The following is a 21847-nucleotide window of genomic DNA, read 5'->3' on the forward strand; positions in this document are numbered from 1 at the left end:
GGAGTTTTGTCCAGATATGCAGGCATAAACCCCCTCGAAGCCTGCATATCTGGACAAAAACTCCGGTTGGGGGTTACTCGAGGCCGCGGCGTTTTAGGAGGGGTTCCAGTTTGGCTTCGCGGCCCCGGAGGGCTTGGAAGGAGTCGAGGGGGTCCCGGCTGTTTCCGCGGGACAGGAGCTCCTGCCGGAAGCGTTCGCCGTTGGCCCGGGTCATTCCGCCGTTCTCGGTAAACCAGTCCACGGTCTCGGCGTCCAGTACCTCGCTCCAGATGTAGGAGTAGTAGCCGGCCGCGTAGCCCGCGCCGGCAAAAACGTGCTGGAAGTACCCTGTGCGGTAGCGGGGCGGAATCAGTGCATGGGCGATGCCGGCGGCCGCGAGGGATTTGTCCTCGAAAGCCACGGCGTCCTCGGGCACCTCGGCGGCTCCCAGGACGTGCCAGGCCAGGTCCAGCAGGGCCGCGCCCAGGTACTCGGTGGTGGCGAAGCCTTCACCCCACAGCCGCGATTCGTTGAGTTTGTCCACGATGTCCTGGGGGAGCGGCTCCCCGGTTTTGCAGTGCTTCGCGTAGTTGGCGAGCACCTCCGGCCACATGATCCACATTTCGTTCACCTGGGACGGGTACTCCACAAAGTCGCGCGGGACAGCAGTGCCGGAGAACCTCGGATAGGTCACCTTGGAGAACAGCCCGTGCAGGGCATGGCCGAACTCGTGGAACGTGGTCCGCAGCTCGTCGAGGGTCAGCAGCGTGGGTTCGCCCGCCGGTGGCTTGGAGATGTTCAGGTTGTTGATGACCACGGGTGCGGTTCCGAGCAGCTCCGATTGTTCCACCAGGGAATTCATCCAGGCACCGCCGCGCTTGGACTCGCGTGTGTAGTAGTCGCCCAGGAACAGGCCCAAAACGCTGCCGTCCGCATTCCGTACCTCCCAGACGCGGACATCCGGGTGGTAGCCAACAAGGTCCGTCCGCTCGTGGAAGGTGATGCCGTACAAGGACGTGGCGGCGAAAAAGACGCCGTCCGTGAGGACCCGTTCCAGCTCGAAATACGGGCGGAGGGCCTGCTCGTCCACCTCGTATTTTTCCCGCCGGACTGTTGCGGAGTAGTAGGCCCAGTCCCAGGCCTCCAGAGGGTGGCCTGCTGCCTCGGCCAGGGCTGCTGCCTCACGGTCGGCGTTGCGGACAGCGGCGGGCGCCATGCGGTTCAGCATCGACTGGACCGCCGCAAAATCGGGCGCGGTTTGGCGGTCCACCACCAGTTCGGCATAGTTGGCGAAGCCCAGCAGGGCGGCCTTTTCGGCGCGGAGGCCCGCCATGGATCTCGCGAGATCCAGAACGTCGAGGGGGCCGCCGCTGCTTCCGCGCGCCACGGAATCTTCAAAGAGCCGACGGCGGATGTCCCGGTTCTCGAGGACGGCCAGGGCGGGCTGGTTGGTGGGCTGGATCAGCGTCAGGAGGAACTTCCCCTCATGCCCCGCAGTCCGCGCAGCTTCCGCGGCCCGTGCCACATCGTCGGCAGGCATACCGGCCAGGTCCCCGGCGTCATCCAGCAGGAGGGCCGCCGACTTCATCCCTTCCTTGACCCGCTGGCCGAATTCAGTGCCTAACCGGGAGAGTTCCGCGTTGAGCTCCCTGAGCCGCTCCTGCCCGGCCTCGTCCAACTGGATGCCGGACTGCCGGAATTCCTTCAGATACTCTTCCACCAGGCGTTCGGACTCCGCATCCAGGCCGGACGTGTCGATGGCAGCGAAGCGTTCGTACAGCCCACGGTTCAGGAAGACCTCGTCCTGGTGGGCCGAAAAGCGCGGGGAAAGTTCTGTTTCAAGATCCCGGATGTCATCCGTTGCGTCCGCGGAAACCAGTGTGAAGAACACGGCAGATACCCTCTGCAGCAGCTGGCCGGACCGCTCCATCGCCACCGCGGTGTTCTCGAAGCCGGCCGGTTCCGGGTTTTCCGTAATGGCCCTGATTTCGGCAAGGTGCTCCGCGAATCCGGCTTCGGCGGCCTCGGCATAGTGCGATGCCTGGATTTCGCCGAACGGCGGCAGGCCGAACGGAAGCGGGCTGGGTTGAAGCAGGGGGTTCGTCATGCCGTAAATCTTCCATACGGGGCACGCCTTCTCAACGACCCCAAATGCCCGTGGCGCCCGGCGGCAGTACCTACAATGACCGCTATGGGGATTAGTTGGGGTGGCGCCGCCGTGCGCACCCGCGCCACCGTCTGCGCACTGTTCGCAGCTGCCGCCCTGGCCGGCTGTGGTCTGGTCGCTGAGCAGGACGGACAGACGCCGCGGCCCGCTGTGTCCGGTTCCCACATCCCCGGTCCAGGAACGTCAACTGCCGCTGCTCCGGCCCCCAGCCCGACGCCAACCCCCACTCCCACACCCGGCAAGGGCCCGGCCTGCCCAGTGTTGCGGTGCACCTCGGTGCTGGTTACCGGCGACATGCTGGTCCACACCCAGCTCTGGCAGCAGGCCCAGCAGGATGCGGCTGCAGCAGGCAAACCCGGCTTGGACTTTGTGCCGCTGCTCGAAGGACAACGGCGGTACATCAACAACAGTGACCTTGCCATCTGCCACCAGGAAACGCCTGTGGCCGGCCCCGAAGGTCCGTTCTCCGCGTATCCGTCCTTCAACGTACCGCCGCAGATCATCGCCGCGTCCAAGGACGTGGGCTACCAGGCATGCACCACCGCGAGCAACCACACCATCGACCGCGGCACCGACGGTCTGCTGCGCACCCTTGATGCCCTCGATGCTGCCGGCCTCAAACACACGGGTTCATACCGGACGGAAACTGAGTCCCAGGGAATCCTCATCATGCAGACGCAGGCAGCGAAAGTCGCCATCATCGAGGCTGCTTACGGGCTCAACGGATTGGTCCCCGACTACCCGTGGCAGGTCGACATGCTGGACGCCCCGGCCATGATCGCCAAGGCCGTGAAGGCCCGGGAGCTCGGGGCGGACATCGTCCTGGGTGCGATGCATGCCGGTGAAGAATATGCGGTTGAACCAAATGAGCAGCAGCAGGAGGTTGCGCAGGCGCTGGTGGACAGCGGGCAGTTCAACCTGATCTACGGGCACCACACCCACTCGGTGCTGCCGATCGAAAACTACAAAGGCACCTGGATCGTGTACGGCCTCGGCAACGGCATCACCGAACTTTCACCCTGGTACACCGTCAACAACGAGGGGTTGCTGGTCAGGGTGCAGTTTGGCCAGGACGCCGCCGGAAAATGGTCAGCCACGGACCTCGCGTGGGCACCGTCGGTCATGGTCCGTGATCCGTACCGCTGGTGTTCGGTAGCTGCCGACGCGCCGCAAGGGCCCTGTGCCGGGCCGGAAGCCGACGCCGCCACCAGACAGCGGACCAGCAGTGTTGTGGAATCGCGCGGAGCGGCAGCGGCAGGCGCCCACGAGCTCCTGATCAGCCACGAACCCTAGGCTTCTCCGGCGAGGGCACGTGCCGCCGTCGGCCGCTGGACGGGGGTAATGCTGGATGGGGGTAACGCGGGACGGCAGGGTAATCAGCGCGGGCGGCGCGCTGCGTGCTCCCTGGCCAGCTCCGCGAAGCGGTCATCCGGGTGGCCCGGTTCGAAGGTACCGAACTTCCGCTCGGCAGCCGTCCGGATCAGGAAATCGGCAATCGCCGGGTTCTTGGGCAGCAGCGAGCCGTGCAGGTAGCTCGCCACGATGTTCCGGTAGCGGGCGCCTTCGTGGCCGTCGCTGCTGTTGTTGCCGGTGCCCTTGGCAACGGTGCCGAGGGGCCGCACTCCGCTGCCGAGCCGGGTCTGGCCGCTGTGGTTCTCGTAACCGAGGACTTCGCCGAACTCCGGGGTGGCCACCTTGACATTGCCGATAAGCCGTTCGTCGGTTCCGTGGGTTTCCACGTCCAGGACGCCTATGCCTGGGATGACTGCTCCGGTACGCGTTTTGAAGAAGTGGCCGAAAAGCTGGTAAAGCCCGCAGATCACCAGCATCGGGGCGCCGTCCTCGGCGAGGTCCTTCAACGTTCCGGCCCGCGCCTGGAGGTCGTCCTGGATGACCAGCTGTCCGCTGTCCTGGCCGCCGCCGCCCACAATGATGTCCACGTCCGCGGGGAACGGATCACCCACGTTGTATTCGAGCAGTTCGGGGGTATAGCCGTGCCAGCGGAGCCGCTGCTGCAGCACCAGCGCATTGCCCCAGTCACCGTAAATGTTCATGTCACGCGGATACAGCTGCACTACCCGGAGGGTGCCCTTGCTTGCGTTCGCGGAATCCGCGCCTGCCTGGCTCAAGAGACAACCTCCACGGTGGTGATTTTGGACAGCTCGCGGCGGATCGCCAGCATGGCGGTGTAGGTGCAGAACACGCGCTTGGGTTTGCCCTTGGCTTCCCGGATGAAGGCGGCAAGGGCGGACGCGATCTCGGTCTCGACGGCGCCGATCGGGACGTCGTCGTACTGCAGCCGCAGCGCCATGTCGTAGGCACGCGATCCGGTCACGTGGTCCACTCCGCCTTCGCGCAGGGAGTCGAATTCCACATCCCACAACCAGGACATGTCCCGGCCGTCGGCGTAGTTGTCATTGATGGCGATCATTGTGGCGTAACCGCCGGCGGGGAAGGACTTCAGTCCCAGCCGGAAGCCACTCGGGTTCTTCACCAGGACGAGGTCCAGCGGCTGGCCGTCCACGGTGAGGCTCTCGCCGCGGCCGAACGCCGGCTCAACCTTGGACAGGGCCTCCAGCAGGGTGGCGTGGTTTGCGGTGGCTGCGCCGCCGCCGCAAATGCTGCGCGCAAGCGTCAGCGCCGCTGCCGCATTAAAGACGTTGTACACCCCGCGCAGCTTCATGCCCGTGGTAACAGTGCCGCCGTCGTACTCAAACTCCGCGCTGTCCGCGCCCACCTTGCGGAGTACGACGTCGGCCGCGGGCTTCTCCGGCAGGTTCGCCGGGGCGGGACTTCCGGGAGCGGCGCGCATGTCGTCGTCGTTGGGGAAGGTTCCCAGCAGCGAATCGTCCAGGCCGAAGTACTTGACTTCCTGCCCCGTCAGCGTCGCGGCGATCCGGGCAACGCGGGGATCTTCGCGGTTCAGTACCACGGTCCCCGTGGTTTTCGCGGCGATGTGCTGGAGCAGCTGGGCGGTTTTGTCGATCTCGCCGAACCGGTCCAGTTGGTCGCGCAGGACGTTCAGAAGGAGGCAGTAGCGCGGGGGCACGCTGTTGACGAAATGAACGGCGTGGGCCTCGTCCAGTTCCAGGACCGCGACGTCGGCGTCGAGCCGGCCGCGCCAGTCCACCGCGCCGAGCAGGGCCGCCGCCACCCCGCGGGTGAAATTGCTCCCGGTGCGGTTGGTGAAAACCTTCAACCCCTGGCTCTCCAGCAGCTCCACCACCATCTTGGTGGTGGTGGTTTTGCCGTTCGTGCCGCTGACGACGGCGACGCCGTGGGGGAGGGTGGTGAGTGTGCGCCGCATGAAGCCGGGATCGATTTTTTCGACCACCAGCCCTGGAAAGGCAGACCCGCCGCCCCGGAGCCGGGAGGCCCGGCGGACCAGCTTGCCGAGCGGAACGCTGAAGGAGAACATGGTTCGAATATATCCCAGCAACGGCATACAGCTGCTGCCGGGGACGGCCTCGCGGACGGCCGGAAAGCGTCCGAGCCGTATGCTGGATGGATGACAAATTCCCTTTCAGCTGCTTCCGCGCGCATTGGATCCGGGCTGCGGATCGGCGTGCTGGCGCTCCAAGGTGACTTCCGCGAACACCTCCGGGCCATCGAAGCGACCGGCGCGGAGGCGGTGGGAATCCGCCGTCCCACGGAGCTGGACGGCTTGGACGGCCTGGTAATTCCGGGCGGCGAATCCACCGCCATTGATAAGCTCGCCCGTGCTTTCGACCTCGCCGGACCGCTCAAGGAACGCATTGCCGACGGCCTGCCGGTATACGGGTCCTGCGCCGGCATGATCCTGCTGGCCTCTGATATCGCCGATCCAGCCACGGACCTTTCCGGCGCTCCGCAGCAGACGTTCGGCGGACTGGACATTACCGTGCGCCGCAACGCGTTCGGCCGGCAGCGCGAGTCATTCGAGACGGACCTGGACTTCAAGGGACTGGACTTCAGCGCCACGGAATCCGGCGTCCCCCCCGTCCACGCGGTCTTCATCCGCGGACCCTGGGTGGAGCGCACAGGACCTGACGTGGAAATCCTTGCCCAGGTGGAGCCGGCTGATCCGGAGCACGCGTCCCACGCGGTCCCGCTGCCCGGGACGGCTAGAATTGTTGCAGTGCGTTCAGGCCGGCTGCTGGCCACTTCCTTCCACCCTGAAGTGACGGGGGAGAAACGCGTACACGAACTTTTTATCCGCATGATCAGAGGAGAAGCGTAAAGCATGTCAGGCCACTCCAAATGGGCGACGACCAAGCACAAGAAGGCGATTATTGACAGCCGCCGCGCAAAGTCGTTCGCCAAGCTGATCAAGAACATCGAAGTTGCCGCGCGGATGGGCGGCCCGGACCTCGCCGGCAACCCCGGCCTGGAACTGGCCGTGACCAAGGCGAAGAAGACCTCGGTGCCCAATGACAACATCGACCGTGCCATCAAGCGCGGCGCCGGACTCACCGGCGAAGTGGTGGACTACACCGAAATCATGTACGAAGCCCGCGGCCCGCAGGGCTCCGCGCTGCTGATCGAGTGCCTCACGGACAACAAGAACCGTGCCGCCTCCGAGGTGCGCCTGGCCATTTCGCGCAACGGCGGCACCATCGCCGATCCCGGCTCCGTGAGCTACCTCTTCGCCCGCAAGGGTGTCGTCAACCTGCCCAAGAACGGCCTCAGCGAGGACGACGTCCTGATGGCGGTGCTCGACGCCGGCGCTGAGGAAGTCAAGGACAACGGCGAGACCTTCGAGATCCACTCCGAACCCGGTGACCTGCAGGCCATCCGTGAAGCCCTCAAGGAAGCCGGCATCGAGTACGACACCGACGAGGTGGAGTTCGTCCCCTCCATGCAGGTGGAGCTCGACGTCGACGGCGCCCGCAAGTTCCTCAAGCTTGCCGACGCACTCGAAGACCTCGACGACGTCCAGAACGTCTACAGCAACGCCGACCTCAGCGACGAAGTCCAGGCTGCCCTGGAAGCAGAGTGACGCCCGGCGGTGCCAGCTGAAACCGCACGCCCGTGACGCTGCGCGTACTCGGGGTTGACCCGGGGCTGACCCGTTGCGGCATCGGGGTGGTGGACGTCGAGCGGAACAGGCGGGCCACCATGGTGGCCGTGGGCGTGGTGGGTACTTCGCCCCAGGAGACGCTGGACCAGCGGCTCCTGGTGATCGCCCTGGCCATCGACGAGTGGCTGGACCGCTACGAGCCCCAGGTGCTCGCCGTCGAACGTGTCTTCTCCCAGCTCAACGTCAGCACGGTGATGGGTGTGGCCCAGGCGTCCGGCGTGGTCATTGCCGCCGCCGCCCGCCGCGGAATCCCCGTGGCGCTGCATACGCCGTCGGAAGTTAAAGCGGCAGTGACGGGCAGCGGTTCCTCCAACAAGGATGCGGTGACCAAGCTGGTCACCAAGATCCTCCGGCTGGATGCGCCGCCGCGCCCGGCCGACGCCGCAGACGCTTTGGCCCTGGCCATCACCCATGCGTGGCGGGCAGGCAGCGGCGCTGCTGTCGCCACCACGGGGCCCGGCAGTTCCGCGCTGACGCCGGCCCAGCGGGCGTGGGCCGAAGCGGAGGCGAAGGTGCGGCGTGCCCGCTGATTGTCCTGGCTGCTTGCTAGGGTATTCGTAGATATGTTCGGATAACCGGTCCTGCCCTCTACCCAGGTGCAGCCCGGCAGTACACCAGGAGCCCGGCCTTGATCAGTTTCCTTCGCGGAACCGTAGCGCACGTAGGCCTGTCCACGGCCGTGATTGACCTCAACGGCGCGGGCATGAGCGTTAACGCCACGCCCCAGACCCTCAGCAAGCTCCGCACCGGGGAGGAGGGGCAGCTCTTCACCTCCCTGATCGTGCGGGAGGACTCGCTCACGCTCTTCGGCTTCGCGTCCGACGACGAGCGGGAGGTTTTCGACATCCTGCTCAGTGTCAGCGGGGTCGGCCCGCGGCTGGCGCTGGCAGTTCTTGCTGTCCACGATCCGGAGGCCATCCGGGTGGCGGCGCACACCGGCGACAGTAAGACGTTCACCAAAGTGCCCGGCATCGGTCCCAAGGTGGCCGGGCGGATCGTCCTGGAGCTCGCGGGCAAGCTGGTGCCGCACGGGACTGCCGCTGCAGCGGGTGCGCCTACCGCCGCGGAGGCCGCCTGGAAACCCCAGGTGGTGGCCGCGCTGACAAGCCTCGGCTGGTCCGAAAAGGACGCCTCCTCCAGCATCGACAAGGCACTGGCGGAAGATCCTGAGGTGTCCTTCCGCGGCAATGTGCCGGAAATCCTGCGGACCACCCTGCGCTGGCTTGGCCAGGACGGGGCGCGCGCCGGCAACCGTGTAGGCAGCCGTGGCTGAACCGTCCCTGGTGGCCGCGGGGGAGGAGCCGGAAGAGCGGGCCATCGAGGCCGCCCTCCGGCCCAAGAACCTCGATGACTTTGTGGGCCAGCACCGGGTGCGGAAGCAGTTGTCGCTCGTGCTGCAGGCCTCCCGCATGCGCGGCCGGAGCGCTGACCATGTGCTCTTCTCGGGTCCGCCCGGGCTCGGCAAAACAACGCTGGCCATGATTGTGGCCTCGGAGATGAACGCGCCGCTGCGGATCAGCAGCGGCCCCGCCATCCAGCACGCCGGAGACCTCGCTGCCATCCTTTCCTCCCTGTCCGAGGGTGAGGTCCTGTTCCTGGATGAAATCCACCGGATGTCCCGGCCGGCCGAAGAAATGCTCTACATGGCCATGGAGGACTTCCGGGTGGACATCGTGGTGGGCAAGGGCGCCGGCGCCACGGCCATTCCGCTTGAACTTCCGCCGTTCACCCTCGTCGGCGCCACTACCCGTGCGGGCCTGCTGCCCGGGCCGCTGCGCGACCGGTTCGGCTTCACCGGGCACCTGGAGTTCTATTCCGTTGCCGAGCTTGAGCTTGTCCTGCGGCGCTCCGCCGGGCTGCTGGACCTGAAGGTCAACTCCGCCGGGTTCAGCGAGATCGCCGGCCGCTCCCGCGGCACGCCCCGTATCGCCAACAGGCTGCTGCGGCGCGTCCGGGACTGGGCTTTGGTGCACGGCATCGAACAGATCGACGCTCGCGCGGCGTCCGCGGCCCTGGACATGTATGAAGTGGATAAGAAGGGGCTCGACCGGCTGGACCGGTCAGTCCTGGAAGCACTGGTCACCAAGTTCGGCGGAGGCCCCGTGGGTCTGTCCACCCTGGCCATCGCCGTCGGCGAAGAAACCGAGACCGTGGAGACCGTGGCGGAGCCCTTCCTGGTCCGCGAGGGGCTGCTGGGCCGCACGCCGCGCGGAAGGATCGCGATGGCCCCGGCCTGGACCCACCTCGGCTACGCGATCCCGTCCGGCGTTTTCGGGCAGGAGCCGCTGGACCTTTTTGATACCGCGGGAGATGAGCCCGACGACAACGATAACTGGGTCCCGCAAAGCCAGTAGCAGGCTCCCTTCAGCTTTTCCCTTTAGACTGGTATGACGCTCGGCACGTTCGGGTCTTTGCTTCGCGGGCTGCACACGCCGCCTGCGTCGCTGGGGAAGGAACCCGTCAGGCCCCTGCCTGCCTGACAGTTCTGCCCCGGCCGGAGCGAAGCCGATGTTGCTGGAAAAATCAGCTAGGCAAATAAAAGGACGGAATTCCCCTTGGATCCAATGTCAATTCTCCTGTTCGTCATGCTCGGTGTGTTCATCTTTATGATGTTCCGCCGCAACAAGAAGACGCAGCAGCAGCAGGCGGAGCTCCAGTCGAAGTTCGGCCCGGGCGTCGACGTGATGACCAGCTTCGGCCTCTTCGGCCGGATCGTGGACATTGACGAGGCAGAGAACAAGGTCACCCTTGAGCTTTCCCCCGGCAACACCGCCACCGTGCACCGCCAGGCCGTCACCAAGATCGTTGAACCGGCCGCTGTTCCCGAAGCCGTTGCCCCGGCCGTCCCGGACGATGCATCTTCCATCACGGGCCAGGAAATCACCGCACCGGAAACCGGAACCCCGGCGCAGCCGGCCGAGACGCCGGACGAGACCCCGAAGCGCCTCAATGATGAGGGCAAGAAGGACATCTAGTCCCCGCTGGCGCTTTTCCACCTCTACGGATGCGGAACTCCGCCGGTGCCGGTAACACCCGCACCGGCGGTTCCTGACGTGAATAAGAGAAAGATCAACAATGGCACGAACTGGCCCTAAGAAACCAGGCCTCAGGGTCCTGGTCTGGCTCGGCGTCATCATCGTCGCGCTGACCGCCGTCCTGGCCGGCGGCACCATGGCCGGGAAGGCAAGCTGGGCGCCCAAGCTGGCCCTGGACCTCGAAGGCGGCACCCAGATGATCCTGGCGCCCAAGGTTGAGGGCGGTTCGGACATCAATGAAGAACAGCTCAACCAGGCTGTGGCGATCATCCGCCAGCGCGTGGACGGTTCCGGTGTTGCCGAAGCCGAGATCAGCACCCAGTCGGGGCGCAATGTGGTGGTCAGCCTTCCGGGCACTCCCTCAAGCCAGACCCGCGACCTGATCCAGGCCTCCGCCGACATGAACTTCCGCCCCGTCCTGCTCAACGGGGCAGGCGCTGCCGTTCCGGAGGAGTCCCGGGCACCCGAGGACCAGCTGCCCAAGCCGACGGCGGAACCCGCCAACAGCAGCGACACCAACTGGATCACGCCGGAAATCTACCGCCAGTTCGAAGCCCTTGACTGCGACAACCCGTCCCAGGACGAGCAGGAACGCTCGGACCCGGCCAAGCCGCTGGTCACCTGTGAACCTGCGTCCGGAACCAACCCCGCCATCAAATACATCCTGGGTCCCGTGGAGGTTAAGGGCAGCAACATTGTCACTTCCTCCTTCCAGCTCCAGCAGGGCGCACAGGGTGCCGTCACCAACGAGTGGGCCGTCAACATCCAGTTCGACGACGAAGGCACGGCCAAGTTCAAAGAGGTCACCGAACGCCTGAACCAGTTCTACGTCGCTGCCGGCGGGGACTCGGGCAACGACCCCAAGGCCCAGTTCGCGATCGTGCTCGATGACCAGGTCATCTCCGCTCCGCGATCGCTTGCCGTTATCACCGACGGCCGCCCGCAGATCACCGGCGGCTTCACGGAACAGACCGCGAAGGCGTTGTCTGACCAGCTGCGCTTCGGCGCCCTGCCCATCAGCTTCGAGATCCAGAGCGAACAGCAGATTTCCGCCACCCTCGGCGGCGAGCAGTTGCGGATGGGTCTCCTCGCCGGCATCATCGGACTGCTGCTGGTGGTGGTCTATTCCTTGTTCCAGTACCGGGCCCTCGGCTTTGTGACCATCGCCTCGCTCGTGGTGGCCGGGATCCTGACCTATCTGGCCATCGCCATCCTGGGCTGGACCGAAAACTATCGGCTGTCCCTGGCCGGCGTCGCCGGCATCATCGTGGCCATCGGCCAGACAGCAGACTCGTTCATCGTCTACTTCGAGCGCATCAGGGATGAGCTTCGTGAGGGACGCGGGCTGGTCTCCGCCGTCGAAAACGGCTGGAAGCGCGCCAAACGGACCGTCCTGGCCTCGAAGGCAGTCAATCTGCTGGCGGCCCTGGTCCTGTACTTCGTGGCTGTGGGCAACGTGCGCGGCTTCGCCTTCACCCTGGGCCTGACCGCCATCGCCGACCTCATCGTGGTGTTTATGTTCACGCACCCCACGCTGCAGCTGCTGGCACGCACCCGCTTCTTTGGTGAAGGACACCGCTTCTCCGGCCTCGATCCGAAGCGCCTCGGCGCCGTTCCGCTGTACCGCGGCGCCGGCCGCCTCAGGACCCCCGAGGACCGCCCCGCCGTCGCCGTCCGTGCCAAAAACGCGGGTGCCACTGCCGAGGCGGAACGCCGGATGACCATTGCCGAACGCCGCCTGGCGCAGAAGCAGGAAGAGCTGGCCGGCTCCTCGAAGTCTGCAGCGAAGGAGAACAAGTAATGCCAAGCTTCGCGACGTTCGGTAACGAGCTCTACACCGGCAAGCGCTCCTACAACTTTGTAGGGGCCAAGAAGATCTGGTTCATCATCGCAGCCGTGGCCGTTGCCCTGTCCATCCTTATCCCGGTGGCAAAGGGCGGCTTTAACCTGGGCATCGAGTTCCGCGGCGGATCCGAGTTCACGGTCTCGAACGTGAAAACAACGGACGCCGCCCTCGGCGAGAAGGCCGTCACGGACGTGGTGGCCGGCAGCGTGCCCCGCGTGGCGAACGTGGCCGGGACCACCATGCGGATCCAGACCGACAAGCTCACCACCGATGAGACCCTCCGCATCAAGGAGGGCCTGACCTCAGCCTACGGAGTCACCGACAACGAAGTGACGTCCACGTTTGTGGGACCCACCTGGGGTGCTGACGTAACCAAGCAGGCGCTGATCGGCCTGGTGGTTTTTGTGCTCCTTGCCGCGGTGCTCATGGCGTTGTACTTCCGCACGTGGAAGATGTCGCTCTCGGCCATCGCAGGCATGGTGGTGACCATGTTCGTCACAGCAGGGGTGTACGCCCTCAGCGACTTCGAAGTCACCCCCTCAGCCATCATCGGGTTCCTCACCGTGCTGAGCTACTCGCTCTATGACACGGTGGTGGTGTTCGACAAGATCCGTGAGAACACTGCCGAGCTTGATGCCTCAACGCGGCGCACGTTCGCGGAGGAAGTGAACCTGGCAGTGAACCAGACCCTGGTCCGCTCGATCAACACCATGATGGTGGCCATCCTGCCGGTCGGCGCCATCCTGTTCATCGGTGCCGGCCTCCTGGGGGCGGGTACGCTGCGCGACCTTTCGCTCGCGCTGTTCGTCGGCATCCTGATCGGCACTGCGGCCACTATTTTTGTTGCCGCTCCGATGTACGCCTGGCTGCGCCAGAACGAGCCTGACCTCGTACGGCAGGCCAAGCGGGTTGAGCATCGCCGTGCTGCTGCGGAGCGGTCCGCTGCTCCGGTGGAGCCGGCACAGGCCTAGGCCATTCCGTACGGGCCGGGCAGCGTCAGAATCCTGACGCTGCCCGGCCCGTACTGGTTTAAGTGCCGGTTATAAAAGTCGCTGCGGTGAGGAATAGACTGGGGTAATTAAACGGTCATGAAGGGTGCTTCATTGGAAGAACGTTCTGCGTCGCTGCCGACAGCACAGGGAGATCAGGGTCCGGCCGGTGTGCAGACCGGGACGGCCGCTTCTGCGCGAGCAGGTTCGTTGGTCCCCGTGGACAACTCGGGTTCCCGCCCCACTTTTCCGGGCCGCCGGGAACGCACCAGGTCCCGGCTTGCCCGCCTGACCGGCCGGAGCACGGCGAACTATTCGCCGATCCTTGAGCCTTTGCTGAGGACAGTCCGGGCCAACAATCCCAAAGAGGATTTCGACCTTATCCAGCGCGCATTCGACGTCGCGGAGCAGAGCCACCGCGGCCAGAAGCGCAAGAGCGGTGACCCGTACATCACCCACCCGGTGGCGGTGGCCACGATCCTCGCCGAGCTGGGCCTGAGCGGAACCACCCTGGCGGCGGCACTCCTGCACGACACCGTCGAGGACACCCCGTACACCCTCGCCGACCTGAAACGTGACTTCGGCCCGGAAGTTGCAATGCTCGTTGACGGCGTCACCAAGCTGGACAAGGTCAGCTTCGGCGAAGCGGCGCAGTCCGAAACGGTCCGCAAGATGGTCGTGGCCATGGCCAAGGACATCCGGGTGCTGATGATCAAGCTCGCCGACCGGCTTCACAACGCGCGCACCTGGCGCTTCGTTTCTGCCGAATCATCTGCCCGCAAGGCGCGCGAAACGCTGGAAATCTTTGCCCCGCTGGCGCACCGGCTGGGCATGAACACCATCAAATGGGAGCTGGAGGACCTGTCCTTCGCGGCTCTGTACCCGAAGGTGTACGAAGAGATCGTCCGCATGGTGGGGGACCGCACCCCCGAGCGGGAGAAGAGCCTGAGCGTCATCCGTGACCAGATCACCGAAGATCTGCGGACCGCAAAGATCAAGGCAACCATCACGGGCCGGCCCAAGCACTATTATTCGATCTACCAAAAGATGATTGTCCGCGACAAGGACTTCGACGACATCAACGACCTCATGGGCGTCCGTGTCCTGGTGGACTCTGTCCGTGACTGTTACGCCGCCCTCGGCACCATGCACTCGCGCTGGAACCCGCTGCCCGGCAGGTTCAAGGACTACATCGCGATGCCCAAGTTCAACATGTACCAGTCGCTGCACACCACGGTGATCGGTCCTGGCGGCAAGCCGGTGGAGATCCAGATCCGGACCCACGAAATGCACCGCCGCGCCGAGTATGGTGTTGCGGCGCACTGGAAGTACAAGGACCAGCCCAACCGCACCGCCGTTGGCCCCGGCAGCCCCCGCGACGGCGACATGGGCTGGCTCCGGTCCCTGGTGGACTGGCAGCAGGAGACGTCGGACCCGGGGGAGTTCCTCGATTCCCTGCGGTTCGAGATCAACGCCCGGGAAGTTTTTGTCTTCACGCCCAAGGGCGAGGTCATGGCACTGCCCGCCGGATCCACTCCCGTGGACTTTGCCTACGCCGTGCACACCGAGGTGGGTCACCGGACCATCGGCGCCAGGGTCAACGGGAAGCTGGTTCCGCTCAACAGCGAGTTGAATCACGGCGACTGGGTGGAGATCTTTACCTCCAAGGCCGAAGGAGCGGGCCCCAGCCAGGACTGGCAGCATTTCGTCAAGAGCGCCCGGGCACGCAACAAGATCCGCCAGTGGTTCAGCAAGGAACGCCGTGAAGAGGCGATCGACCGCGGCAAGGAACTCCTCACCCGTGCCATGCGGAAGCAGAACCTTCCCCTGCAGCGCCTGATGACGCATGAGGCGCTGGCCGCGGTGGCGGAGGACTTCAAATACGTCGACATCTCCGGCCTGTACGCGGGCGTGGGTGACGGGCACACCTCCGCCCAGGCGGTCATGGAAAAGCTCGTCGAGAGCCTCGGCGGCAATGAGAGCGCCGACGACGACATCTCCGAAGTCAGCATCCCCACCCAGGTCACGAAGGCGCGGTTCTCCGATTCCGGTGTTGTGGTCCGCGGTGTCGGCGACGTCTGGGTGAAGCTGGCCCGCTGCTGTACGCCTGTCCCGCCGGACCCCATTCTCGGGTTTGTCACCAGGGGCTCGGGCGTATCCGTGCACCGGACGGACTGCACCAACATCTCCGACCTGAAGGACCAGCCGGACCGGATCGTTGACGTGGACTGGGCGCCCACGCAGTCCAGCGTGTTCCTCGTGGAAATCCAGGTTGAGGCGCTGGACCGGAAATCGCTGCTCTCCGACGTCACGCGTGTGCTGTCCGAGAACCACGTGAACATCCTGGCCGCCAGCGTCCATACGTCCAGCGACCGGGTTGCCATCTCAAAGTTCGCCTTCGAGATGGGTGACCCCAAGTACCTCAGTCACGTCCTGAGTGCTGTCCGCCGGATCGACGGCGTTTTCGACGTCTACCGCACCACCGGGAACAAGCGCCGGAGCTAGCTGCGCGAGTTTTTCCAAGGCTGCCCTCTTGTGGGGCACCCGGGGGCTCGCTTCAACGGCGAGAATCAGCAACCGCAGGCGCACATCGTTCTGCGGGCGCGCCAGCAAACTTTCCAAGGTGGGGATGGCCCGTTCCGCATCCACATGCAGGGCGATATCAAGTGCAGTGCGCAGGGGACTGGAGACCATCAGACCGCCCAGGCTGACAACGTCGAAGGGCCCGAGCTTGACCTCATGCAGGCTGCAGCCCCTGGTGTTCCGGAGACTCGAAACCCGCCGCTTGGCATCCACCAGCAGTGCCAACCGGTCCGGCTCGGCCGCACAGCCATAGATCCAGGCCGCCGTCATGCGCCCGGCCACTACGCGCTGGCGGACGGCCGCCGGAACCGCCCCCGCTGCGGCGCGTGCCCGGAGTTGCGGGGTGGCGTGGGTTCCGGGCAGTGCGTAGCCGTGCTGATGGAACCGCGTCAGCAGGCCGTCCGCGGCCAGCGACTGAAGCTCCGGGAGGGCAAACGGCATGCCCGGAGCATAGAGCTCGGGAAAGCGCGGCAGTGGTTCTGCCCCGGAGGATGCATCCGCGCCATGGGCGGCCGGAGTTGCCGTTGGTGTCGCCATCCACCCATCCTGCCGCGCCCTCGTTAACTGGCACAGGCCGGGTTCCGGTTATGTGGATAACCGGAGCCGGGCCTGTTGTGCAAAAGCCTGGGAGTAAAAAGCGCTTAAGTCAGTTCGCTGGCCGAGCGCTGGATCTGGTCGAGCCAGGCCTGGCGCGCTTCGAGGGCTTCCTGGGCAGCCTTGATCCGGCGCTGGTCGCCCGTCTTCTCAGCCTTGGCAAGGTCTTCCTGGAGCCCGGCGATGGCGGATTCCAGCTGCGAAAGTGCGCTGTTGGTGCGTGCCTTCCGCTCGGGGTTGGACCGCTGCCACTGCTCTTCCTCGGCGTGGCGGACTGCGTCCTCCACCTTCCGCAGCCCGGCCTCGACGCGTCCCATGTCCGCGCGGGGAACCTTGCCGGCCTCTTCCCAGCGGTCCCGGATGGACTGCAGTGCCTTCTTGGCAGCCGCCAGGTCCCTCACCGGGAGGATGGCGTTCGCTTCGGTCAGGAGGGCTTCCTTGACCGTGAGGTTCGAGGCGTACTCCTGGTCAATCTCGTCATTTGCTGCCTGGCGCGCAGTGAAGAAGGCATCCTGGGCGGCGCGGAACCGGGCCCACAGGGCGTCGTCGTCCTTGCGGCTGGCCCGCGGGGAGGCCTTCCACTGGTCCATCAGGCGGCGGTACTCGCCGGCGGCGAATCCCCAGTCGGTGGAGGTGGACAGTGCTTCCGCTTCGGCGATCAGCTTCTCTTTGGCGGACTTGGCAGCTGAGTTGTTGCTGTCCAGCTGCGAGAAGTAGGCGCGGCGGTGGCGGTCGAAAACGGTGCGGGCGGCACGGAACCGCTTCCACAGGGCGTCCTCGTTGCTCCGGCCCAGGCGGACTCCGCTCTTCTGGGCCGCCTTCCAGCTCTCGAACAGTTCGTTCATCCGGGCACTGGAGGTCTTCCACTGCGTCTGGGCCGGATCCTGGCCGGAGATTTCCTCGGCTTCGGCCACTATCGCCTCGCGGGCAGCGAGCTCGGAGGCGCGGACGGCGTCGTGCTCTGCCTTCTCCGCCTTTTCGAGTTCAGCGATCTGCGTGGACAATGCATCGAGGCGGGCCTCTGCAGACCGGAGGTCACCCACCATGTTGCGCTCGGCGAGCTGCTCGCGCAGGTGGGTGACGGTCTTCTGCATGTCGGTGCTGGGGGCCTTGGAGCTGACGCGCTGTTCGAGCAGCACAATCTGGGCCACCACGTCGTCATACTTCCGCGCGAAGTAGGCCAGCGCCTCGTCGTCGCTCACACCCGGGTACTGGCCCACGGGGTGCTCCGCGCCGTCGATGTTCAAAAAGACGTGTCCGTCCCCCTCAACGCGGCCCCACTTCGACGCTTCTGCCAGCGATGTGGCCGGCGCTGCGGGTGCCGGAGCTGCGGCAGGTGCGGCGGCAGGCTTGGGACGGGAAGCGAAGGCGGCCGGGGAGGGAGCCGGGCGGGGTGCCGGTGCCGGGGCGCTGGTTTCCGGGGTCGTGCCGGCCGGGGAAGGGTTTGCCGCCGCATTCGCGTCCAAAGCAGTGCCCTCCTCGGCAACGCTGCCGGTGGCGGTGCTTTCGGGGGCCTCTTCCACGGGAGCTTCCGCTGCCGGGGTGCTGGCTGCAACTGAAACTTCCTCGGGGGCGGGAACCGCCGTCCCGGTCAGGTCTGTTGCTGTTTCGTCGGATTTCTGACTGTCTGTCACCGCTAAAAGTCTTTCGCTTGGAGGGAAATACTCAGGTCCTGCACCGCAGCCTCCGGGGCCGGGCTTCCTACTTCAGAGAAAACGAGTCTATCGTGACTGGTTCCACAGGTGCGCCGTCTGTGTCGCTGCTGCCCGGAGTAACCCCGGCTGCAGCAATATTCGACACCACATCAAGGCCGGACGTCACTCTTCCGACCACCGTGTAGCCCCCGGCGCTGTCCGCGGGAATGACCGTGTCCTTGTACACAATGAAGAACTGTTTCCCGTTTCCGAACGCGTTGTTCCCCGTGCGGGCCACAGCGATCGTTCCAGCCGGGTAGGTATTGTCGGCGGGTGTGTTCTCCAGGGGTCCCCACGTGTAGCTTGGGTCGCCCTGCCCGTCAGGGCCGGATGCGCCGCACTGGAGCAGCCCGAACGTCTCACCCGTGGTGAGGCGGTGGCAGGACTTGGCACTGAAGTAGCCTTCGTCGCTGAGCGACTTGAAAACAGCGGCGGCCTGCGGTGCTTTCGTTCCGTCCAGCTCCACAGCGAGGGGGCTGCCGTTCAGGACCAGGTCGCCGGTGAAGGTTTTTCCGGCGGCCGTGTCCGCAGCAGGAATGTTGGGACCGTTGGTCGCTTGCGCTGACGGGCTGGCAGACGCGGAAGGGCTGGACAGCCCTGCCTCGGCGGCAGCAAACTCCTCCTCGGTGGGATTGCCGGCAAAGGCGGTCAATTGGAGGACGACGGCGAGCACCACGGCGGCGGTTCCGGCGCCGGCGGCGATCATGTTGTCGCGCTTTCGCCGCTTCTCCTGGTCCCGGCGAAGCTCGCGCTTGGCTTCCATCTGCTGAATGCGCCGCTTTGCTTCGCGGGCACTGCGTGAACTGGCCGCCAAGGGTCCTCCTTATTGTCGGGCTGCTGCGCCGTGCGGCACGGGCCGCAGGCGCAGGTGTCTGACGGCCGAGCCCTCGCTTCCGCTGCATTAGAGATGCTGGCGGATGACGCATAAACTGACTGCCGCACATAGTTTATGCATGACTGGCTGGACTGCCGCCGTTCCAGGCCCGTTTCGGGCCGCGCAAGTCCCAGGCACCCTTAGCAAGAGGAGAAAATCCACCATGGCACGCACCGCCTCCCTGTCCGGATTCCCCGAGTGGCTTCCCGAGGAGCGGCTGGTGGAGCTGCATGTGCTGGACACGCTGCGCCGGGTTTTCGAGCTGCACGGGTTCGCTTCCATTGAGACGCGGGCGGTCGAAACCGTGGGGCAGCTGCTGCGCAAGGGTGAAATCGACAAGGAAGTGTACGGTCTCAGCCGGCTCCAGGAGGACGAGAGCGAGAACCCTGTTAAGGGCGGCAAAGCCGACCCGCACGCCCTTGCACTCCATTTTGACCTGACTGTTCCGTTTGCACGTTATGTGGTGGAGAACGCCGGCTACCTCGCCTTTCCGTTCCGCCGTTACCAGATCCAGAAGGTCTGGCGCGGTGAGCGCCCGCAGGAGGGCCGCGCCCGTGAATTCACGCAGGCGGATATCGACGTGGTGGGCGACGGCGAACTGCCGTTCCGTTACGACGTCGAAATCGCCCTCGTCATTGCAGAGGCCCTCAGCGCCCTCCCCATCCCCGACTTCAGGCTGCGGGTGAACAACCGCAAACTCGCCGAGGGTTTCTACCGCGGCATCGGCCTGGACGATACTGCCGGCGTACTGCGCAGCATCGACAAACTCGAGAAGATCGGTCCCGCGAAGGTCGCCGAGCTGCTGAAGGCTGAACTCGGGGCAACCGACCAGCAGGCGCAGAAAGCACTGGAGCTGGCGGGAATCCGCACCGAGGACACCTCCTTTGTGGAACAGGTGCGGGCCTTGGGCGTCAGCAATGAGCTGCTCGAGGAAGGCCTGAGCGAATTGGAACAGGTCATCGAGGCCGCTGTCCAGCGCGCTCCCGGGAAGGTGCTGGCCGACCTCAGCATCGCCCGCGGCCTGGACTACTACACCGGTACGGTGGTTGAGACGGTTTTGGTTGGCCACGAGCAGCTGGGCTCCATCTGCTCCGGCGGCCGCTATGACGCGTTGGCCTCCAAGGGCAACCGGAAGTTCCCCGGGGTTGGCCTTTCGATCGGCGTTACCCGGCTGGTGTCCCGCATCCTCAGCCAGGATCTGGCCAAGGCGTCGCGTTCCGTTCCCACGGCCGTGCTTGTCGCCCTGACCAGTGATGAGAGCTGGAGCGCCGCGCAGGACGTCGCGGCCCAGCTCCGCAGCCGCGGAATTGCCACCGAAGTGGCTGCCAAGGCGGAGAAATTCGGCAAGCAGATCAAATTCGCCGACCGCCGCGGCATCCCCTTCGTCTGGTTCACCGACGACGACGGCACCCACCAGGTCAAGGACATCCGCACCGGCGACCAGGTAGTGGCCTTCCCCGAAACCTGGGCCCCGCCGGCGGAGGATTTGGCTGTCCAGGTCGTGTCAACAGCCGCGGTGGCTTCCGCGGTCTAGGGCTGCTCCCGGATACGCTGCCGGTACCTACGGCAGCGCTTCCTGGAAGTGGGCGCGTTTGAGGGCTTTGCGTTGCCTGGCTTCAGCGCGCGCAGGAACGCGCCCGTTCCGCTACAAGCGGCCAGGCCGCCGTCGGACGCTATGCGGGCGCCGCGCTAACGGCGGAAGCGCAAGACCAGCCAGCGGCCCGCCACACCTAAGGCCAGGACCGCCGTCATGGTCAGCACGGAGGCTGCAGGCAGGGTGAAGGCCAGCAGCAGGCAACCCAGGAAGCCAACGGCGTTCAACCACTTTGGGGCATACCCGGGGTGGACATCCAGCGTGAACGCTGAGGCATTCGCCACCGCGTAGTACAGCAGCACGCCGAAACTCGAAAAGCCCACCACCGTCATAACGTCGGTGGTCAGCAGGAGCAGGATCACGACGGCGGCCACAGCCAGTTCTGCCACATACGGCACCGTGTGCTTGCCGCCAATCCTGGCCAACGGGCGGGGAAGGTCGCGCTCCCGGGCCATGGCGAGAGTGGTGCGGCCCACGCCCGTAATGAGGGCAAGGAGAGCTCCCAGGCACGCCGCCGCCGCACCTGCCTGTACTGCCGGCGCGCCCGCCGCAAACTGCGACTGCAGCACGGCCTCCAGCAGCGGCGTCTTCGTGGCCGCAAGCTGCCCACCGGGCAGGTGGTTCAGGAGCAGCAGCGCCAGCGCCAGGTAGATGGCGAAGGCCGAAGCCAGGGCGCCAAGGATGGCCCGGGGGATCGAGCGGGCAGGATCCTTCACTTCCTCACCCAGGGTGGCGATCCTGGCGTACCCGGCGAAGGCGAAAAACAGCAGGCCGGCGGCAGGCAGCACGCCGGCGGAACCGCCCGGGGCAGCCGTGTCGCCAGAAGACGGATGCGGCCCCACCAGTGCCGCTACCGCAACAAATACCAGGGTGGCCAGCACCACGCACAGCAGGATCCGGGTCAGCAGGGCAGTCCGGGTAATTCCCAGCAGGTTCACCACGGTCAACGCCACAACCGCCGCCACTGCCACCGGCACAGCGTAGCTTCCGGCCACATAGCTGCCGAACGTGAGCGCCATCGCCGCGCAGGAAGCGGTTTTTCCGGTAACAAATCCCCAGCCGGCGAGGAATCCCGGCCACTGGCCAAGCTGTTCCCGGCCGTAAACATAGGTGCCGCCGCTGGTGGGATATTTTGCTGCCAACGCCGCAGACGCCACCGCATTGCAATACGCCACCGCCCCCGCGATGATTACCGAAACCAGCAGCAGGTTCCCGGCCAGCGCGGCGGCGGGTGCGAAGACCACAAAGACGCCGGCGCCCAGCATGGAGCCGAGGCCGATGGTGGTGGCGTCGAAGGTGCCAAGCCTGCGTTGCAGCTGCTGGTGTTCGCTCATGCGGCGGTAGTCCCTGGGTAGCGGGTAAACTCGAACGGGATCGTTCCCGGATCGATCCTATTTAACTTCGCTGTTATCTTCCCGTTGTTACCCCCGCAG

The 21847-nt window shown here is 65.6% G+C and carries 18 protein-coding genes; 11 read left to right on the top strand and 7 right to left on the bottom strand.

Annotated features, from left to right (window positions below; all coding sequences use genetic code 11):
• Positions 1-73: 73 nt before the first annotated feature.
• A complete protein-coding gene (locus ARTSIC4J27_RS09220; RefSeq protein WP_050054910.1) occupies positions 74-2086 on the bottom strand; it encodes a M3 family metallopeptidase in 2013 nt (670 codons plus the stop codon).
• Positions 2087-2170: 84 nt separating this feature from the next.
• Here ARTSIC4J27_RS09220 and ARTSIC4J27_RS09225 point away from each other — a divergent pair, with 84 nt between their 5' ends.
• Positions 2171-3439 carry a CapA family protein gene (locus tag ARTSIC4J27_RS09225; RefSeq protein ID WP_167344669.1) on the top strand — a complete coding sequence of 423 codons (1269 nt, stop codon included), beginning with the start codon at positions 2171-2173 and terminating at the stop codon, positions 3437-3439.
• A gap of 83 nt (positions 3440-3522) precedes the next feature.
• Here the strand turns inward: ARTSIC4J27_RS09225 and ARTSIC4J27_RS09230 are convergent, their stop codons facing one another.
• Both ARTSIC4J27_RS09230 and ARTSIC4J27_RS09235 read right to left on the bottom strand, forming a co-directional pair.
• Positions 3523-4275 (bottom strand): type 1 glutamine amidotransferase, encoded by a 753-nt coding sequence (locus tag ARTSIC4J27_RS09230; RefSeq protein WP_050054912.1) that lies wholly within the window; start codon positions 4273-4275, stop codon positions 3523-3525.
• The gene (locus ARTSIC4J27_RS09235) at positions 4272-5564 is read right to left on the bottom strand and encodes a Mur ligase family protein (RefSeq protein ID WP_200900777.1); all 1293 of its coding nucleotides are present in this window, start codon (positions 5562-5564) and stop codon (positions 4272-4274) included. The genes ARTSIC4J27_RS09230 and ARTSIC4J27_RS09235 overlap by 4 nt, the downstream gene beginning before the upstream one ends.
• Positions 5565-5654: 90 nt before the next feature.
• Here ARTSIC4J27_RS09235 and pdxT point away from each other — a divergent pair, with 90 nt between their 5' ends.
• From pdxT to ARTSIC4J27_RS09280, 9 genes are all read left to right on the top strand, one after another.
• Positions 5655-6365, top strand: coding sequence for a pyridoxal 5'-phosphate synthase glutaminase subunit PdxT (gene pdxT, locus ARTSIC4J27_RS09240; RefSeq protein ID WP_050054914.1), 711 nt, complete (start codon positions 5655-5657; stop codon positions 6363-6365).
• 3 nt (positions 6366-6368) lie between these two features.
• A complete protein-coding gene (locus ARTSIC4J27_RS09245; RefSeq protein ID WP_050054915.1) occupies positions 6369-7124 on the top strand; it encodes a YebC/PmpR family DNA-binding transcriptional regulator in 756 nt (251 codons plus the stop codon).
• A gap of 32 nt (positions 7125-7156) precedes the next feature.
• The gene (gene ruvC, locus ARTSIC4J27_RS09250) at positions 7157-7735 is read left to right on the top strand and encodes a crossover junction endodeoxyribonuclease RuvC (RefSeq protein WP_050054916.1); all 579 of its coding nucleotides are present in this window, start codon (positions 7157-7159) and stop codon (positions 7733-7735) included.
• A 98-nt stretch (positions 7736-7833) separates the two neighbouring features.
• On the top strand, positions 7834-8478 hold the full coding sequence (ruvA, locus tag ARTSIC4J27_RS09255; RefSeq protein WP_050054917.1) for a Holliday junction branch migration protein RuvA: 645 nt from the start codon (positions 7834-7836) through the stop codon (positions 8476-8478).
• A complete protein-coding gene (ruvB, locus tag ARTSIC4J27_RS09260; RefSeq protein ID WP_050054918.1) occupies positions 8471-9559 on the top strand; it encodes a Holliday junction branch migration DNA helicase RuvB in 1089 nt (362 codons plus the stop codon). The genes ruvA and ruvB overlap by 8 nt, the downstream gene beginning before the upstream one ends.
• A gap of 210 nt (positions 9560-9769) precedes the next feature.
• Positions 9770-10180, top strand: coding sequence for a preprotein translocase subunit YajC (gene yajC, locus ARTSIC4J27_RS09265; protein WP_050054919.1), 411 nt, complete (start codon positions 9770-9772; stop codon positions 10178-10180).
• Between the two features lie 100 nt (positions 10181-10280).
• Positions 10281-12041, top strand: coding sequence for a protein translocase subunit SecD (gene secD / locus ARTSIC4J27_RS09270; RefSeq protein ID WP_050054920.1), 1761 nt, complete (start codon positions 10281-10283; stop codon positions 12039-12041).
• Positions 12041-13057 (top strand): protein translocase subunit SecF, encoded by a 1017-nt coding sequence (gene secF, locus ARTSIC4J27_RS09275; protein WP_050054921.1) that lies wholly within the window; start codon positions 12041-12043, stop codon positions 13055-13057. The genes secD and secF overlap by 1 nt, the downstream gene beginning before the upstream one ends.
• 132 nt (positions 13058-13189) lie before the next feature.
• Entirely contained in the window at positions 13190-15580 is a 2391-nt protein-coding gene (locus tag ARTSIC4J27_RS09280) for a RelA/SpoT family protein (RefSeq protein ID WP_050055163.1), read from the top strand.
• Here the strand turns inward: ARTSIC4J27_RS09280 and ARTSIC4J27_RS22110 are convergent.
• The 3 genes from ARTSIC4J27_RS22110 to ARTSIC4J27_RS09295 form a co-directional block, all read right to left on the bottom strand.
• Positions 15461-16195, bottom strand: coding sequence for a type IV toxin-antitoxin system AbiEi family antitoxin (locus ARTSIC4J27_RS22110; RefSeq protein ID WP_152683825.1), 735 nt, complete (start codon positions 16193-16195; stop codon positions 15461-15463). The two genes, ARTSIC4J27_RS09280 and ARTSIC4J27_RS22110, sit on opposite strands and share 120 nt — an antisense overlap.
• Positions 16196-16299: 104 nt before the next feature.
• Complete coding sequence (locus tag ARTSIC4J27_RS09290; RefSeq protein ID WP_050054923.1) at positions 16300-17886, bottom strand: DUF349 domain-containing protein; 1587 nt, start codon at positions 17884-17886, stop codon at positions 16300-16302.
• 67 nt (positions 17887-17953) lie between these two features.
• Entirely contained in the window at positions 17954-18760 is an 807-nt protein-coding gene (locus tag ARTSIC4J27_RS09295; RefSeq protein ID WP_050054924.1) for a peptidylprolyl isomerase, read from the bottom strand.
• Between the two features lie 223 nt (positions 18761-18983).
• Here ARTSIC4J27_RS09295 and hisS point away from each other — a divergent pair, with 223 nt between their 5' ends.
• Complete coding sequence (gene hisS / locus ARTSIC4J27_RS09300) at positions 18984-20354, top strand: histidine--tRNA ligase (protein ID WP_050054925.1); 1371 nt, start codon at positions 18984-18986, stop codon at positions 20352-20354.
• A 155-nt stretch (positions 20355-20509) separates the two neighbouring features.
• Here hisS and ARTSIC4J27_RS09305 read toward each other — a convergent pair whose 3' ends face one another.
• A complete protein-coding gene (locus ARTSIC4J27_RS09305; RefSeq protein ID WP_050054926.1) occupies positions 20510-21748 on the bottom strand; it encodes an APC family permease in 1239 nt (412 codons plus the stop codon).
• Between the last annotated feature and the right edge of the window lie 99 nt (positions 21749-21847).

The organism is Pseudarthrobacter siccitolerans (genome assembly GCF_001046895.1).
In the GTDB taxonomy this organism is placed as follows: domain Bacteria; phylum Actinomycetota; class Actinomycetes; order Actinomycetales; family Micrococcaceae; genus Arthrobacter; species Arthrobacter siccitolerans.